Genomic DNA, 14,465 nt, shown 5'->3' with positions numbered 1-14,465 from the left:
GCGGGAATATCCCCGATACGCCTACCCGGCCAGCGCATCAAGCTTTTGTGCCAGTTTCACGTCGCGTGCGCTGAGGCCTCCGACGTCATGGGACCTGAGCGTTATGTCCACCCGATTGTAAACATTGAACCATTCCGGGTGATGGTTCCATTTTTCAGCAAAGATTGCGGCGCGGGTCATGAAGCCAAAGGCCTCGACAAAGCCTGAAAACTTGAACGTCTTTTTGATTGCATCGCGCCCTTCGACCATCTGCCATCCGCTGTCGAAAAGGGGCGGCAACACTGTGGCGCGGTCCTCGTCGGTCAATTGTGTCATGATATCCTCTCTCAGCCTTCGGACCTACGAAATGGCCCCAGCTCCATGAGCGCCTCTATGTCCTCGCCGACCAAAGCGGCTTCTTCGTGCACAAATTGCGCCACCGCGTGGCGAAATCCCTCATCACGGATCCAATGCAGCGAATTGGTTTGCACCGGGACATACCCCCGCGCGTGTTTGTGGTCGCCTTGCGCGCCCGCTTCGACCCGCGAAAAACCGTGGGTCAGAGCAAACTCGATGGCCTGATAGTAACACAGTTCGAAATGCAGGCAGGGATGGTGTTCGATGGCGCCCCAGTACCGACCAAACAACGTCTGGCGTCCGATGAAATTCAAAGCCCCCGCAATTGGGGTGCCGTGACGTAGAGCCAGCACCAGCAGCACATCGTCGCGCATCTCATCCTGCAGCAGATCAAAAAAGGCACGGGTCAGATACGGGCTGCCCCATTTGCGTGCGCCGGTGTCCTGATAAAAGGTCCAAAACGCATCCCAGTGCCGGGGCTGAATATCGTCCCCGGTCAGGGCAAAAATCTCGCCGCCAAAATTCTGTGCCGTGCGCCGTTCCTTGCGAATGGCCTTGCGTTTGCGCGAGGTGAGGCGGGCCAGGTAGCCGTCAAAATCCGAATACCCGTCATCTTCCCAATGATATTGCAGTCCCGCGCGCGCCAAAAGCCCCATGTCCTGCCCGGCCTGTGCTTCGTCTTTGGTGCAAAACGTGATGTGAAGGGATGAAAGGTCGTTGTCTGCGGTCATCTGCACGGCGCCCTGCACCAATGCAGCGCGGCCAATCGTGTCATATCCGGGGCGGGTCAGGAATCGTCGTCCGGTGACAGGGGTGAACGGCACGGCCATTTGCATCTTTGGATAATACCGGCCGCCCGCGCGTACGTATGCATTGGCCCAACTGTGGTCGAACACATATTCACCCTGGCTGTGGGATTTGCCGTAAAGCGGGGCGCAGGCGATCATCTGATCATCAGCATGAACACTCAGGTAATGCGGATGCCAGCCGCTGTCGCCGCCAACACTCTGAGAACGCTCAAGCGCGGAAAGAAACCGGTATGTGGTGAACGGGTCGAAGGGCCGACCATCAACAGCTTCGGGGCAGGCGCAAGCATCCCACTCCGCAGCGGGAATTGCGGACAGGCTGGAATGGGCGCGGATTTCGACCTGGGTATCTGAGGTGTCAGTCACCGGATCATTCACGCAATCTTGGGGTGCAAGGTCAAGCGAGATAGCCTTCAAAGGTGATATTGTCGGCAATCTTGCGGGAGGCCTCTTCGGCCTCTCGCGAGCGCACGGTCCAGCATAGAACCGGCGTGCCGGCATCCTTCAACCGTTTCACCGCCGCCGCACCCAGGTCCGTCACGTCGTGGCTGATAAAGCTGGCCCCAACCCGATCGAAATCCGGAATGTCACGTAGATATTTCCGCGTGGCCGCAGGCAGAAGGGGCCAGTCTTCTTGCAGGTAGCCACAGGTCACCAAGCCCATGGGAAGATCGCCACGATGTTTGGCAAATTCGACAACCGCGTGCGGATTAAATGACATCACCGCCACGTCACCAGAATATCTATCCAGACACTGCGCCGCCGCCTGTTCCAACACGCCGGTGCGCGGGCCCATGGCACCATCCTGATCCTTGATCTCAACCAAAAGAGGCACCTGTCCATCCACCAGATCAAGCACCTCGGCAAAGGTGGGAATGCCTTCATCCCCGCCTTTCAAACCGATCTGCGCCAGTTCATTTGCCGCCCGCAACCGGATTGCGCCGGTGCTATGTGCCAGCCGGGTCAGATCATAGTCATGAAATACCATGGCCTGATTGTCCGCAGACAACTGCAGGTCAATCTCGATCCCGTACCCCTGCTCGATGGCTGCGCGAATGGCCGCCCGAGAGTTTTCCGGGCGCCCGTTTTCAACATCATGCAGCGCGCGATGGGCGATCGGGGTGGACAGGAAGGCAGGCGGCAATTGGGTCATTTGATCTGGAAAACCCCTTCGATTTCCACCGCGACGCCGAAGGGGAGGCTGGCGGCCGATACGGCGGAGCGCGCGTGACGGCCCGCATCCCCCAGGGCTTCGACCATGAAATCAGAGGCGCCATTGATCACTTTTGGCTGATCGCCGAATTCTGCGGTCGAGTTCACGAACCCCACCAGTTTCACCACACGCACCAACCGGTCCAGATCCCCCCCGCAGGCGGCCTTTACCTGAGCCAGAAGCGCAATGGCACATTGGCGTGCCGCGGCAGCACCTGCCTCTGCGTCCAGGTCATCGCCCAATTTTCCGGTAATGAACGCGCCATCTTTCATCGAAATTTGTCCCGACACATGCACCAGGTCACCGATCACGACATAGGGTACATAATTGGCGGCCGGGGCCGGGGCGTCGGGCAGGGTGACGCCTATTTCGGCCAGTCGTTTTTCAAATCCGCTCATCTGAGTTTCTCCTCTTTTCGTTTCCGGACGCTAGCCCGGTTCACGAAAGGGGGAAAGGCCAAATGCGGCACTTACCTTTCCCGGAACGCCTTGCTGAAATAGTCGGTCAGAGGTTCGATCAGATAGGCCAGCGGTGTGCGGTCTGCGGTGCGGATAAACCCGGTCACCGGCATGCCAGGCAGCAGGGTGACCCCGTCTGGCAGCTTCTGGGTTTCGCCTGGGATAAGATGAATTTCGGCGCGGTAATAGCTATGCCCGCTGGCCTCATCATGAAAGGCATCCGGGGACAGGGTGACAACCCGCCCGTTCAGATCTTGCATATCCCGTGACGACAGGGCTGGAAACTGCACGCGCACGTCCTGGCCGACGAATACCTGATCCACATGAATCGGGTTTACCTGAACGGAGATCACCAGGGGGCGATCTTGCGGCACCAGGTGCAGTAAGGGCTCTGCCGGGCGCAGCACAGATCGTTCTGCGTGTATCTCCAGCCCCAGAACCACACCGGACACAGGGGCGCGAATGTCCATTCGATTGATCTGCTCGATCAGGCTAAGGCGTTGTTCCGCCAGGTCCAGCCGCGTGCTTTCCAGGTCGCGCAGTTGTGTGATTGCATCCTCGCGCCGTTGGGCGGCCAGCTGTGTGATCTGAAGTTCGATTTCTGTTACGCGGCCGCGGGCCTCAGCCAGAGAGGCTGCCAACTCGCCAATACTCCCCTGCAGGCCCGCCTCGTTCCTTTGCAAGGCCAGAACCCGACTGGCTTGGGTCAAGCCCTTGTTTAGTAACTCATTTTGCTGAGACAGCTCTTCTTGCAGCAACTCCAGCTGCCTGTGCAAGGCGGATCGCTGTGCAATGATCCCATCGATCTGAGACGCGATTTGCCCGCTGCGTTTGCGAAGCTGATCGACCTGGGTTTCATATGTTTCGCGGCGAGAGGAAAAGAGCCGATCCTGCCCGGCCACCAGCTCCGCCACTTCCGGGCGTCGGGACAGGAGGTCGGTGATCTCCGCTGGATAGGTGGGGGTGTTGGCGCCATCGCGTTCTGCCGCCAATCGGGCGGCCCGCGTCACCTGCTCATAATACTGCCCTTCGATCACATTCAGGCGGGACCGGAGCAGGGTGGTGTCGAGGCGCAACAAAATGTCTCCGGCCTGGACCTGATCCCCTTCGCCGACGGCGATTTCGGCCACCACGCCGCCATCGGGGTGCTGCACGACCTGGCGGTTTTGATCCACTTCGACCGACCCGGACACGATAACCGCGCCGGAAATATTGGCGAAGACGGCCCAGGTGCCAAATCCGCCGATCAGCAGGATCAGAGCCAAGAGGCCAAGGCGCACCGCTGACGCGGCTGAATGGAAAGGCGCGCTCATTGCATCCCTCCTTGCCCGGATGATTTGCGGATCTGCTGGGCGTTTTGAACATGATCCGACAGAATCTCGTCGCGCGGGCCAAATCCGCGCACAATGCCGTTTTCCAGATGCAGCAGCAGGTCGCATTCCGCGATGGCAGCGGGGCGGTGGGCCATGATGATCACGGCGCCCCCGGTTGATTTCACATCGCGGATGGCCCGGTTCAGGGCCATTGTGCCTTCGTTGTCGAGGTTGGAGTTTGGCTCATCCAGCACCAGAAGAACCGGATTTCCATAGATGGCGCGGGCCAGCCCGATCCGCTGCATCTGCCCGCCGGACAACAACCCGTTCGACCCCGATAACGGTGTGTCATAGCCATCGGGCAGACGCAGGATCATCTCGTGGGCATCGGCACGCCGGGCGGCCTCGACCACCTGGTCCGGATCCGGCGTCAGGGCCAGACCCGCGATATTTTCCGCCACGGTTCCGTCAAACAGGCTGATGCGTTGCGGCAAATAGCCGATATGTTGGCCCAGGGCGGCACTGTCAAACTGATCCAAAGCTGCCCCGTCAAGGCGGATCTTTCCGCCGGCAGGCTGCCAGGCCCCGGTGATGATCCGTGCCAAAGTGGATTTGCCCGCACCCGAGGGGCCAATCACGCCAAGCGCCTGACCGGGAGCCACGTGAAAATTTACCATACGCAAGGTGGCGTTGCTGCGCCCCGGCGGGACAACCGTCACGTTTTCGGCGCGCAGATTTGCCGCGGGTCGGGGCAGGGCCATGCGCGGTTGCTCGGGTGGCACCTCTGACAACAGTCCCGCCAATCGTTTCCAACCTGACCGCCCTTTTTGCACCATCTGCCATTGCGCAATCACCAGATCCACCGGGGCCAGGGCCCGCCCCAGCAGAATGGACCCGGCGATCATGGCGCCAGGAGACACCTCGCCCTTGATGGCAAGATAGGCCCCCAGCCCAAGCATGGCGGACTGCAAGAACATCCGGAGCGATTTCGACAGGGTGGAAAACCGCCCCAGATGGTCCCCGGCATCCAGGCTTTGAAGCAATGCTTTTTCACGGGCCTTGTGCCAGCGTTCAAACGCGGCATCCTGCATGCCAAGCGCGCGCACCATTTCGGCTTCGGATTGCATTTGCGAGGCCATGTGATCTGCGCGCAGGGCTGCCCTGTTGGCCTGAACCATCGGGGGTTGGGTCAGGACCTGGTTCAAAATGGCGACAGCAATCAGCACCGCGCCACCTGCCACGGCCAACCCCCCAAGCCAGGGGTGGAAAATGGTGATGCCAATCAGGAATAAGGGCGTCCAAGGCAAATCGAAAAGGGCGGCGAAAGCGGGGCTTGCGAGCAGTTTTTGCACCGCCTCCAGATCGCGCAGACTGCCGCTGTTCGGGGTGCCTTGACTGTTTTGGGCCGTGCGGCGCAGGGCGGCGGTAAAGACCCGATGCTCCAGCCCGGCCTGAAACCGCGCCCCAAGGCGCGCCAGAATGCGGCCCCGTGCATAATCCAGCACCCCCATTGCCGCGAAGAAAAACCCCATGAGCAGGGTCAGGCTCAGCAAGGTTTCTACGCTTTGCGATCCCAATACACGATCGTAAACCTGCAGCATGTAAAGCGGCCCGGTCAGCATCAACAGGTTGATAAAAATCGAAAACAGCGCGACCACGCCCAGCAGGCCACGCCCGTTTCGCCGCGTCTCGCGCAGCTCTTGTTGTCCAATGTCAGATTCGGTCATTCGTGTCCGGCCTCAGTTCATTACGTTCCAAGCTGGCAGGTCGGCCTTAATTTTCGGCAAAAAACCGCAGAACCCTGTCGCCAAATAGTCACAATTTTTCAAGCAAAGCGGATACCCTCTGGGCATTCTTTCGACATACATTATGTGTCACCTCTGATATATTCCACACGAAAGACGCGGGTTCCTGCCAATTGGGTGGCTCCGCCAGGCTGCTGAACATGAACATTAAGATGATTTTCGCCGCAACGGCTCTTTTGCTGACCGGGGCCTGTGCGCAGGCGCCCGTTCCGTCTGGCTATGAGGACCCGCATGAGGCGCAGAACCGTCGCACCTTTGAGGCAAATATCAAACTGGACCGGATGCTGATCAGCCCGGCTGCGGATGCCTACGGGCAGGTGCCGAAACCGGCCCGTGTTGCGGTTGCCAATTTCTCGGACAACGCGAGCCTGCCGGGTGTGGTGGTCAACAAGCTCCTTCAGGGCAAGATTGATGATGCGGTGCACAATTCGGTACGCTTCCTCTTTAACTCGACCCTGGGTCTGCTGGGCCTGTTTGACGTGGCCACCGATATCGGCCTGGAAGAGCGCGGCAGTGATTTTGGTGAAACCCTGCATGTCTGGGGGGCGCCGGAAGGCGATTATGTTGTGTTGCCGTTCTTTGGGGCTTCTACCGAGCGTGACGGGTTCGGCATTCTTGGCGATTTCATGTTGAACCCGCTCGGCTATGTCTTGCCGGTGGGCTGGGAACATGTGCCGAAAGGCGCTTGGGTTGTGTCCAAATTCGGGGATCGCTATGATTTTGCCGATAGTGTGGACAGCATTCTTTACAGCGAGGGCGATGGCTATTCGACCTTGCAACTCTATTACCTCGACAGTCGCCGGTATGAGCTGGGGCAGGTTGTCGAAGATGATGAGCTGGATGATCTTTATGAGGCATATGATGGCTGAGAACTTTATGGTGAACCGACGTTTTGTAGTGGCTGGTCTGGCGGCTGTGATGGCTGCGCCCGGGGCCGCCCTGGCGGCGATTTCGGCGGGGCAGGCGGAAAGCCTGATCAACAAAGTCGTGTCTGACATCAATTCGATCATCAATTCGGGTCAGTCCGAAGCCAAGATGATCAACCGTTTTGAAGGTGTGTTTACCAAATACGCCGACACCAACTTCATCGCGCTGGCTGCGCTGGGTGTGGACGGGCGTTCCGCCTCTGCCAGCCAGAAACGCGCCTTTACCAAGGCCTTTACCGGTTACATTGCCAACCGTTATGGCAGCCGGTTCCGCGAATTTGTGGGCGGTACAATTGAGGTTGTCAGCTCGAAGCAGGTCAAGAGCCGCTATGAAGTGCTGACCAAGACCAAGCTGGCGGGCAAGTCGCCGTTTGACGTTGTGTTCATCGTGTCGGCCAAGAATGGCAAGTTCATCGACATGCAGGTCGAAGGTATTTCGATTGTGAAATCCGAACGCAAGGAAATCGGCGCGATGCTGGACAAGCGCAAAGGGGATCTGGATCTGCTGATCCAGGATCTTGCCAAGTACTGATTTTCCTCTGACAGCTTTCTGCCCCCCCCCGGTGCCGAAACGCGCTGGGGGTTTCATTTATCGCATCATTCACCCGTTGGGTTGATTGATGCGGGATGTTGTGTTATTCATCCATATGGTTGAACGACAAAGTGACCGAATCGCCGAAGAGCAACTGAGCGAAATTCTCAAGGCTGCAAGTGACCCGACCCGGCGCCGGATCCTGACCCTTCTGGCACAGCACGGTCCGATGCGGGTGACGGATATCCATCGCCAGTTCGACATCAGCCTCAATGCCGTGTCCAAGCATATCAAGATGCTGGAACGCGTCGGTCTGGTGCAGCGTCGCACCGAATGGCGCGAGCATATGATCGAAGTGCAGATGGGCCCGTTGCGATTGATTGACAACTGGTTTGCCGTATTGCGCTCGATCTGGGCGCTGCGATTGGATGCGCTGGATGCGGCCTTATCAGACGAAGGAGTGAAAGATGACTGACACCCCCCAAGACCTGTCCCTGAGCGTGGAACGCGTCATCAAAGCCCCGCGCAAGACGGTGTTTGCGGCATGGCTTTCGCCTGACATGTTGCGCAAATTCATGATGCCCGGCCCGGATATGACCGTGCCGGTTGCCAGGACTGATGCGATAGAAGGCGGGCGATTTGAGATCGTCATGAAACCGCAAAGCGGGGAAATCCCCCATGCTGGCACCTATCGCGAAATCACACCGCATGACCGGATCGTCTTCACCTGGGAAAGCCCGTTTTCCCCCGCAGACAGCACGGTCACGTTGGAGTTTTCTGATGTGGAAGAGGGCACGCTTCTGCGCCTGACCCATGTCACTTTTCTGGACGAAGAAAGACGAGATGGGCACAAGGGGGGATGGACCCGGATCCTTGAAGTGCTGGATGAAACTGTCGCCGAGGCCGCGTGAGGAGAGTGGCGCAGGAGGGCGATGCCCACGGCCGATCAGCCGAAAAGCTGCAGTAAAACACCGGCCAAAAACACCGCCAGAAATCCACCCAGCATCATTGCCCAATGGACAAAACCAATGCGTGCGAGCTTGATATGGGCGGCGCGCAACGGGTCATCGGCAGAACGCAGATAACCTGCGTGCAAGGCGCTCACGCGAAGGCCGGGCATTTGACCGCTGTCTTGAAGGGCACGAAACTCTTCGTTGCCACGAATGCGCCAGAATGACAGCAACACGGTGGGAATAACCATCAGCGCCGCAATATCAATGAGCCAGTTCATCAGTGCCTCACATGTTTCATTTCACCGCCCATGATGGGGCGCGGCTCATGTCTCATGCGAAGAGAAAAGGCGCAATCCGGATCTGATATCCTGGACTGCGCCCGATTGTCGCGAGGGGGTTTCGTGCGATGACGAGGGTCAGTTGCCCTGGCCAAAAATGCCACGGATCACATTGATCAGCACGTCCTCGACCACTTCGCCCAGATTGTTGCCGCCGCCTTGTGACGGGGCGCGACCGGGGGCTTGCTGCGCATTGGGATCAGACGAGAAGGTCTCGCCTTCAAAGCGCGGGGCTTGGCCCGGGCGGATCATGGGCAGGGGGCGGGCCGGAAGCTCGGCGTGGATCTTGGCCATGGCATGTTGCCAGATCTCGGCCGGCAAGCCCCCACCTGTCACCCCCTTGAGCGGCGTGTTGTCGTCATAACCCATCCAGACACCCGCCACGTAATCGGCGGTGAAACCTACAAACCAGGCATCTTTTGCGCCTTGCGTGGTGCCGGTCTTGCCCGCGACTTCGCGCCCTTCAATGCGGGCGCGATGGCCGGATCCCTTTTCGACCACCTGGTTCATCATATAGACCAGCTGTTCCGCGGCAGCGGCGGAAATGACCCGCTCTCCCATACCGCCCGTTTGCGTCATCAGCGGATCGCTATCGCCAACCAGCGACAGTTCGGTCAGCCCATAGGGCACCACCGAAGAGCCGCCGTTCAAAATGCCCGCATAGGCACCGGTGGTTTCCAGCAATGTGCTTTCCGACGCGCCAAGCGCCAGCGCCGGACCAGAGGCCAGATCACTTTCGATCCCGAAACTTGACGCAACGGTTTTCACCGCTTCACGCCCGGCGGCTTCGGACACTTTCACCGCTGGCACGTTCAACGACTTCGCGAGCGCTTCGGTCAGGGTGACATTGCCATAATGTTTGCGGGTGTAGTTCTTCGGGCACCATTCGCCCGACCCGGCCACGTTCAGGCAGTAGGGTTCATCCAGCACATAATCGTCCCACGAATACCCCAGATCCAGCGCAGCGGCGTAGACGAAGGGTTTGAACGAGGACCCGGTCTGGCGTTTGGCCTGCGTGGCCCGGTTAAAGGCGCCCACAACACGTTTCTCGCGCCCGCCGACCATGGCGCGCACCGCGCCATCGGCGCTCATCACCACAATCGCGGCTTGCGCTTCTGATCCTTCGCGGACCTTGTTTTCAAAGACCCAATCAATTGCGTCCTCGGCGGCGGACTGGATCGCCGGGTCGAGGGTGGATTTGATCACCACGTCTTCGGTGGTTTTGCGGGTCAGGAAGGCCGGCATGTCGCGCATGATCCAGTCGGCAAAATACCCCCCGGCCTGCGCCTTGGCCGCGCGGGACAGGACCGCAGGATTGTCTTGATACTTCTTTTCCTCGGCGGCTGTGATGTAGCCCTGTTCGCGCATCAGGCGCAGCACGGTGGCGGCGCGATCCTGCGACCGTTTCAGGTTGTTGGTTGGCGCATAAACCGACGGCTTCGGCAGCATCCCGGCCAGCATTGCCGCCTGTGCCGGGTTCAGGTCCGACGCGGGCACGGCAAAATACCGCCGGGCAGCTGCGTCAAACCCATGCGACCCGGCCCCCAGATAGGCCCGGTTCAGATAAATGGTCAGGATTTCCGCCTTGGAGAACTTCGCCTCCAGCGCCATCGCATAAACCGCTTCTTTCATCTTTCGCCACAACGACCCCTTGCGGCAATCCGCTTCGTAAGCAGCCTCGCTTTCCCAGGTGTCCGCATCGTAAGGCACGCCAAGACACAGGAGCTTGGCCACCTGCTGCGTCAGGGTCGAGCCGCCATGACCCGACAAGGGCCCGCGCCCTTCGCGCATATTAATGCGAATGGCGGACGCGATGCCCCGGGGCGACAGGCCGAGATGGCGATAGAACCGTTTGTCTTCCGACGCCACCACCGCGTCACGCAAATAGGGGCTGACCGTGTTGGTGGTCACGGTGCCGCCGCGCTGATCGCCGCGCCAGGCGTACACCTGGCCATATCGGTCCAAAATGGTGACAGATCCCTTGGCGCGCCCGTCCAGCATCGTGTTCAGCTCTGGCATGGTTGAGGCGACATAAAAGACCGCCAGCCCGACAATCAGGGTCACCACAACCGCGCCTTTCCACATCAGGCGCCAAATGAGCCGCAAAATCCACATCACCAGATGCACCGGCCACATCAGGAAACCACCGCCTTTGCCCCCGCCACCGCCACCGCCGCGTTTTGGGGCCCGACGTTTTGGTGCAGGTTTTTTCGCAGCTTTCCTGGGGGCGGGCTTTTTGGCCGCCGCTTTCGTGGGGGAATAGCGTTTGTCCGCCACCAGGGTGGGGCGTTTACGGCCAGGTTGGCTCATCGTTCAAATCCAGATCTGCTCGTTAAACACTACATAACGAATCAACGGCCCTCTGTGTAGCCCGATCCGGCAAGCAGAGCGAGGGCACCACCGCGGATCGGCATGGTTTCGCGCCGATTACGCAGTGATGAAAAAAGTGGCAGGCGCATTTTGCACCCGCAGCATTTTTCCGCATCCCCTGCTTTCTTCTCTGAAAATCACTGAAATTGCGGACCTGACCCTGCCCAATCTCCGGGCAACACGGCCCCATGTGGGGGATGGCGCGATCAGGTTTCGTGCCCATGAAGAAACCAGAGATGAAGGAGAAAGGCGTGAAACTGATCATTGCAGCGATCAAGCCGTACAAGCTCGACGAGGTGCGCGAAGCACTGGTGGAGCTTGGTGTCAGCGGCATGATGGTGACCGAAATCAAAGGGTTCGGGGCCCAGGCGGGCCACACCGAAATCTACCGCGGTGCGGAATATGACGTGAATTTCCTGCCGAAAATGAAACTCGAAATCGTGGTGGCGGACGATCTGGCCGACGCCGTGGTGTCGGCCATCGCAAGCTCGGCCCAGACCGGCAAGATCGGCGACGGCAAGATTTTCACATTGGATGTCGCCAGTGCCATGCGCGTGCGCACGGGCGAAACCGACATGGATGCAGTCTAAGGGGATGAACATGAAAAAAGCACTATTAACAGCAGGGCTGGTGACCCTGCCTTCGATGGCACTGGCGGAAGGTGAGGCAATGGCCCACAGCCAGTTCATCTTCACCACGCTCCTCTTTCTGATCGGTGGCTTTCTGGTCTTCTGGATGGCAGCAGGCTTTGCAATGCTTGAGGCCGGTTTGGTGCGGTCCAAAAACGTAACCATGCAGCTGATCAAGAACGTGTCGCTGTTTTCCTTTGCGGCGCTGATGTATTGGCTGGTCGGCTACGGGCTGATGTATCCGGGCGATGCGTGGATCATTCCGGGGGTTCTTGGTGCCATCGCGCCTGCTGCCCTTGAGCCTGTCGGCGTGGGCGCGGATGTGGCCGACATCAGCTATGCATCCGTCGGGTCGGATTTCTTCTTTCAGCTGATGTTCTGTGCCACCACCGCGTCGATTGTCTCGGGCACCCTGGCCGAACGGATCAAGCTCTGGCCGTTCCTGTTCTTCGTCATCTTGCTGACCGGCGTGGTTTACCCGATTGAGGCCTCGTGGAAATGGGGTGGCGGCTGGCTCGATGGCCTGGGCTTCCAGGACTTTGCCGGCTCGACCCTTGTGCACGCGGCGGGTGGATTTGCAGCCCTTGCCGGGGTGCTGGTGCTGGGTCCGCGTCTGGGCAAATACAAGGACGGCCGCGTGATTGCCATGCCGGGGTCGAACCTTGCCTTGGCTACGCTGGGGACGTTCATCCTGTGGCTCGGTTGGTTTGGCTTCAATGGTGGGTCGCAACTGGCGATGGGCACCATTGGCGATGTGTCGGATGTAAGCCGGATCTTTGCCAACACCAATATGGCCGCCGCGGCCGGGGCGGTTGTGGCGCTGATTCTGACGCAAGTGAGCTTTGGCAAGCCGGACCTGACCATGGTCTTGAACGGTGCGCTGGCGGGGCTTGTCTCGATCACCGCCGAACCGCTGGCCCCCAGCCTGTTTCAGGCGCTGATCATCGGCGGCGTGGGCGGTGCGATTGTGGTCTACGCGGTGCCGCTGCTGGACAAGCTGCAGATCGACGACGTGGTGGGCGCCATCCCGGTGCACCTGATCGCTGGCTTCTGGGGCACTTTCATCGTGGCCTGGACCAATGGCGACGCGAGCTTTGTGACCCAGATCATCGGCTTTGCAGCCATCGGCGGCTTTACCTTCGTGGTCAGCTATATCCTCTTTAACCTGATCAAAGGCATCGTTGGCCTGCGGGTGGATGCGGATGACGAGATGCGCGGGCTGGATGTGGCCGAGCTGGGCATGGAAGCCTATCCGGAGTTCACCAACAGCTAACACGTGTTTGCCGCGCCTTCGGGCGCGGCAATGCCTTCGGCGAGGATATTTGGGACAAGAAAAAAGCCAGAGCCAAGAACCGAAGGGGACGCAAGTCCGACAGGGGTGGAAAGGGGGCCGGTCAGCCTCCTTTTCTTTCTTTTCGCACCTGGCTACATTGAGTTGCCCTTAGTTCAGTCGGCGGGAAAGACTGGGCAAGGGGATCAGCCGGGACGTGAAAGCGTAGACGGGTCTGCGCCGCCCTCTCGGCACCATCGGAATAAAATGAAAACGGCCCACAGTATTTAGACTGGGGGCCGTTTGATTTTGACTAGGACGGGTGGCTTTATACGCCAGCCGCCACAATCGCTTCGGCCAGAACTGGCACGGTGTCGGCATTCAGGCCCGCGATGTTCAGGCGGCTATCACCCACCATATAGATCCCGTGATCCACGCGCATTTTCTCGACCTGTTCAGGCGTGGCCCCAAGGCGCGAGAACATGCCGCGGTGTTCTGCGATAAAGCCGAAGCGGTCGGAATTGGTGCGGTTGCGCAGCTCGTCCGCCAGTTGCTGGCGCAGGCCAAGCATCCCAAGGCGCACCTCTTCCAGTTCCGCCATCCAGTCGGCTTTCAGACCGTCATCTTCCAGGATCATCGTCACAAGGCGCGCGCCGTGATCGGGCGGGAAGCTGAAGTTCTGGCGGTTCAGGTGGGTCAGGTTCTGTTGGGTCACACCGGCCTGATCGGCATTGGCCGAGAGGGTCATCAAAAGCCCGGTGCGCTCGCGGTAGATGCCGAAGTTTTTCGAGCAGCTGGCGGCGATCATCACTTCGGGCACCGATTGGGCAATCAGGCGCACACCGGCGGCGTCTTCTTCCAGCCCGTCGCCAAAGCCCTGATAGGCGATGTCGATGAAGGGGATCGCGCCTTTGGCTTCGAGAAGGGTTGCGACCTCTTTCCATTGCTCAAGGTTCAGGTTGGCACCGGTCGGGTTGTGGCAGCAGCCGTGCAAGAGCACCGCGTCACCGGCTTTCACGCCCTTCAGGTCATCCATCATCCCGTCGAAATCCACCGCGCGGGTTTCATTGTCGAAATAGCGGTATTCGGCCATGGCCACGCCAAGGTGCTTGATGATCGACGGGTGGTTCGGCCAGGTGGGTGCGGACAGCCAGATGGTGGCATCCGGGTTGGCCATTTTAATCAGCTCCACCGCCTGATGGATTGCACCGGTGCCGCCGGGCTGCGCCGCCATCGACAGGCGGGTGGTGTCTTTGGCATCGCCCAACACCAGACCGGACAGGGCATTGCCATAGGCCGGATCGCCTGCAAGACCGGTATAGGATTTAGTACCTTCCACGTCCCACAGCACCTTTTCGGCGGCCTTTACCGCGCGCATGACCGGGGTCACGCCCTGCGCGTTCTTGTAGACGCCGACGCCAAGGTCGATCTTGTCCTCGCGAGGGTCTTCGCGATACATCTGCATCAGCGCCATGATTTTGTCGACGGGCTGCGCCTTGAGGGTGTTGAACATCGC

15 protein-coding genes are annotated in these 14,465 nt (G+C 59.6%); 6 read left to right on the top strand and 9 right to left on the bottom strand.

The genetic code is table 11. The features are described 5' to 3' along the window. Positions 1-21 precede the first annotated feature (21 nt). From ACP15V_RS04640 to ACP15V_RS04615, 6 genes are all read right to left on the bottom strand, one after another. A complete protein-coding gene (locus ACP15V_RS04640; RefSeq protein ID WP_424942498.1) occupies positions 22-315 on the bottom strand; it encodes a 4a-hydroxytetrahydrobiopterin dehydratase in 294 nt (97 codons plus the stop codon). 11 nt (positions 316-326) lie between these two features. Then, on the bottom strand, positions 327-1,508 hold the full coding sequence (locus ACP15V_RS04635; protein WP_424942497.1) for a GNAT family N-acetyltransferase: 1,182 nt from the start codon (positions 1,506-1,508) through the stop codon (positions 327-329). A 31-nt stretch (positions 1,509-1,539) separates the two neighbouring features. Then, positions 1,540-2,295, bottom strand: a complete 756-nt coding sequence (locus tag ACP15V_RS04630; protein ID WP_424942496.1) for a glycerophosphodiester phosphodiesterase family protein — start codon at positions 2,293-2,295, stop codon at positions 1,540-1,542. After that, entirely contained in the window at positions 2,292-2,753 is a 462-nt protein-coding gene (locus tag ACP15V_RS04625) for a RidA family protein (protein WP_424942495.1), read from the bottom strand. The genes ACP15V_RS04630 and ACP15V_RS04625 overlap by 4 nt, the downstream gene beginning before the upstream one ends. Before the next feature lie 71 nt (positions 2,754-2,824). After that, a complete protein-coding gene (locus tag ACP15V_RS04620; protein ID WP_424942494.1) occupies positions 2,825-4,126 on the bottom strand; it encodes an HlyD family type I secretion periplasmic adaptor subunit in 1,302 nt (433 codons plus the stop codon). Further along, positions 4,123-5,853, bottom strand: a complete 1,731-nt coding sequence (locus tag ACP15V_RS04615; RefSeq protein WP_424942493.1) for a type I secretion system permease/ATPase — start codon at positions 5,851-5,853, stop codon at positions 4,123-4,125. The genes ACP15V_RS04620 and ACP15V_RS04615 overlap by 4 nt, the downstream gene beginning before the upstream one ends. Positions 5,854-6,071: 218 nt before the next feature. Here ACP15V_RS04615 and ACP15V_RS04610 point away from each other — a divergent pair, with 218 nt between their 5' ends. The 4 genes from ACP15V_RS04610 to ACP15V_RS04595 all read left to right on the top strand — a co-directional run bounded on the left by ACP15V_RS04610 (position 6,072) and on the right by ACP15V_RS04595 (position 8,300). Further along, positions 6,072-6,800 (top strand): MlaA family lipoprotein, encoded by a 729-nt coding sequence (locus ACP15V_RS04610; RefSeq protein ID WP_424942492.1) that lies wholly within the window; start codon positions 6,072-6,074, stop codon positions 6,798-6,800. Further along, a complete protein-coding gene (locus ACP15V_RS04605; protein WP_424942491.1) occupies positions 6,793-7,389 on the top strand; it encodes an MlaC/ttg2D family ABC transporter substrate-binding protein in 597 nt (198 codons plus the stop codon). Before ACP15V_RS04610 ends, ACP15V_RS04605 begins: the two co-directional genes overlap by 8 nt. 115 nt (positions 7,390-7,504) lie before the next feature. Continuing rightward, complete coding sequence (locus tag ACP15V_RS04600) at positions 7,505-7,864, top strand: ArsR/SmtB family transcription factor (RefSeq protein WP_424942490.1); 360 nt, start codon at positions 7,505-7,507, stop codon at positions 7,862-7,864. Further along, positions 7,857-8,300, top strand: coding sequence for an SRPBCC family protein (locus tag ACP15V_RS04595; RefSeq protein ID WP_424942489.1), 444 nt, complete (start codon positions 7,857-7,859; stop codon positions 8,298-8,300). The genes ACP15V_RS04600 and ACP15V_RS04595 overlap by 8 nt, the downstream gene beginning before the upstream one ends. Before the next feature lie 35 nt (positions 8,301-8,335). Here ACP15V_RS04595 and ACP15V_RS04590 read toward each other — a convergent pair whose 3' ends face one another. Together ACP15V_RS04590 and ACP15V_RS04585 are read right to left on the bottom strand one after the other, a co-directional pair. Next, on the bottom strand, positions 8,336-8,620 hold the full coding sequence (locus ACP15V_RS04590; protein WP_424942488.1) for a hypothetical protein: 285 nt from the start codon (positions 8,618-8,620) through the stop codon (positions 8,336-8,338). Between the two features lie 138 nt (positions 8,621-8,758). Continuing rightward, positions 8,759-10,990: a PBP1A family penicillin-binding protein gene (locus ACP15V_RS04585; protein WP_424942487.1), complete on the bottom strand. Its 2,232-nt coding sequence runs from the start codon at positions 10,988-10,990 to the stop codon at positions 8,759-8,761. 311 nt (positions 10,991-11,301) lie between these two features. Here ACP15V_RS04585 and ACP15V_RS04580 point away from each other — a divergent pair, with 311 nt between their 5' ends. Together ACP15V_RS04580 and amt are read left to right on the top strand one after the other, a co-directional pair. After that, a complete protein-coding gene (locus ACP15V_RS04580; protein ID WP_424942486.1) occupies positions 11,302-11,640 on the top strand; it encodes a P-II family nitrogen regulator in 339 nt (112 codons plus the stop codon). Positions 11,641-11,644: 4 nt separating this feature from the next. Continuing rightward, a complete protein-coding gene (amt, locus tag ACP15V_RS04575; RefSeq protein ID WP_424942485.1) occupies positions 11,645-12,952 on the top strand; it encodes an ammonium transporter in 1,308 nt (435 codons plus the stop codon). A gap of 325 nt (positions 12,953-13,277) precedes the next feature. On the opposite strand, the gene ACP15V_RS04570 is transcribed toward amt, so the two are convergent. Beyond that, a complete protein-coding gene (locus ACP15V_RS04570; protein WP_424942484.1) occupies positions 13,278-14,462 on the bottom strand; it encodes an aromatic amino acid transaminase in 1,185 nt (394 codons plus the stop codon). Between the last annotated feature and the right edge of the window lie 3 nt (positions 14,463-14,465).

The sequence above is a fragment of the Aliiroseovarius crassostreae genome, assembly GCF_049803815.1.
Lineage (GTDB): Bacteria > Pseudomonadota > Alphaproteobacteria > Rhodobacterales > Rhodobacteraceae > Aliiroseovarius > Aliiroseovarius crassostreae_A.
The sequence above is the reverse complement of the archived record's forward strand: the minus strand, read 5'-3'. Positions and strand labels throughout refer to the sequence as shown.

Coding starts and splice junctions, on each gene's coding strand:
- ACP15V_RS04590 (WP_424942488.1), bottom strand. CDS start 8,620: ATGAACTGGCTCATTGATATTGCGGCGCTGATGGTTATTCCCACCGTG.
- ACP15V_RS04620 (WP_424942494.1), bottom strand. CDS start 4,126: ATGAGCGCGCCTTTCCATTCAGCCGCGTCAGCGGTGCGCCTTGGCCTC.
- ACP15V_RS04610 (WP_424942492.1), top strand. CDS start 6,072: ATGAACATTAAGATGATTTTCGCCGCAACGGCTCTTTTGCTGACCGGG.
- ACP15V_RS04625 (WP_424942495.1), bottom strand. CDS start 2,753: ATGAGCGGATTTGAAAAACGACTGGCCGAAATAGGCGTCACCCTGCCC.
- ACP15V_RS04570 (WP_424942484.1), bottom strand. CDS start 14,462: ATGTTCAACACCCTCAAGGCGCAGCCCGTCGACAAAATCATGGCGCTG.
- ACP15V_RS04600 (WP_424942490.1), top strand. CDS start 7,505: ATGGTTGAACGACAAAGTGACCGAATCGCCGAAGAGCAACTGAGCGAA.
- ACP15V_RS04595 (WP_424942489.1), top strand. CDS start 7,857: ATGACTGACACCCCCCAAGACCTGTCCCTGAGCGTGGAACGCGTCATC.
- ACP15V_RS04640 (WP_424942498.1), bottom strand. CDS start 315: ATGACACAATTGACCGACGAGGACCGCGCCACAGTGTTGCCGCCCCTT.
- ACP15V_RS04630 (WP_424942496.1), bottom strand. CDS start 2,295: ATGACCCAATTGCCGCCTGCCTTCCTGTCCACCCCGATCGCCCATCGC.
- amt (WP_424942485.1), top strand. CDS start 11,645: ATGAACATGAAAAAAGCACTATTAACAGCAGGGCTGGTGACCCTGCCT.
- ACP15V_RS04605 (WP_424942491.1), top strand. CDS start 6,793: ATGGCTGAGAACTTTATGGTGAACCGACGTTTTGTAGTGGCTGGTCTG.
- ACP15V_RS04615 (WP_424942493.1), bottom strand. CDS start 5,853: ATGACCGAATCTGACATTGGACAACAAGAGCTGCGCGAGACGCGGCGA.
- ACP15V_RS04585 (WP_424942487.1), bottom strand. CDS start 10,990: ATGAGCCAACCTGGCCGTAAACGCCCCACCCTGGTGGCGGACAAACGC.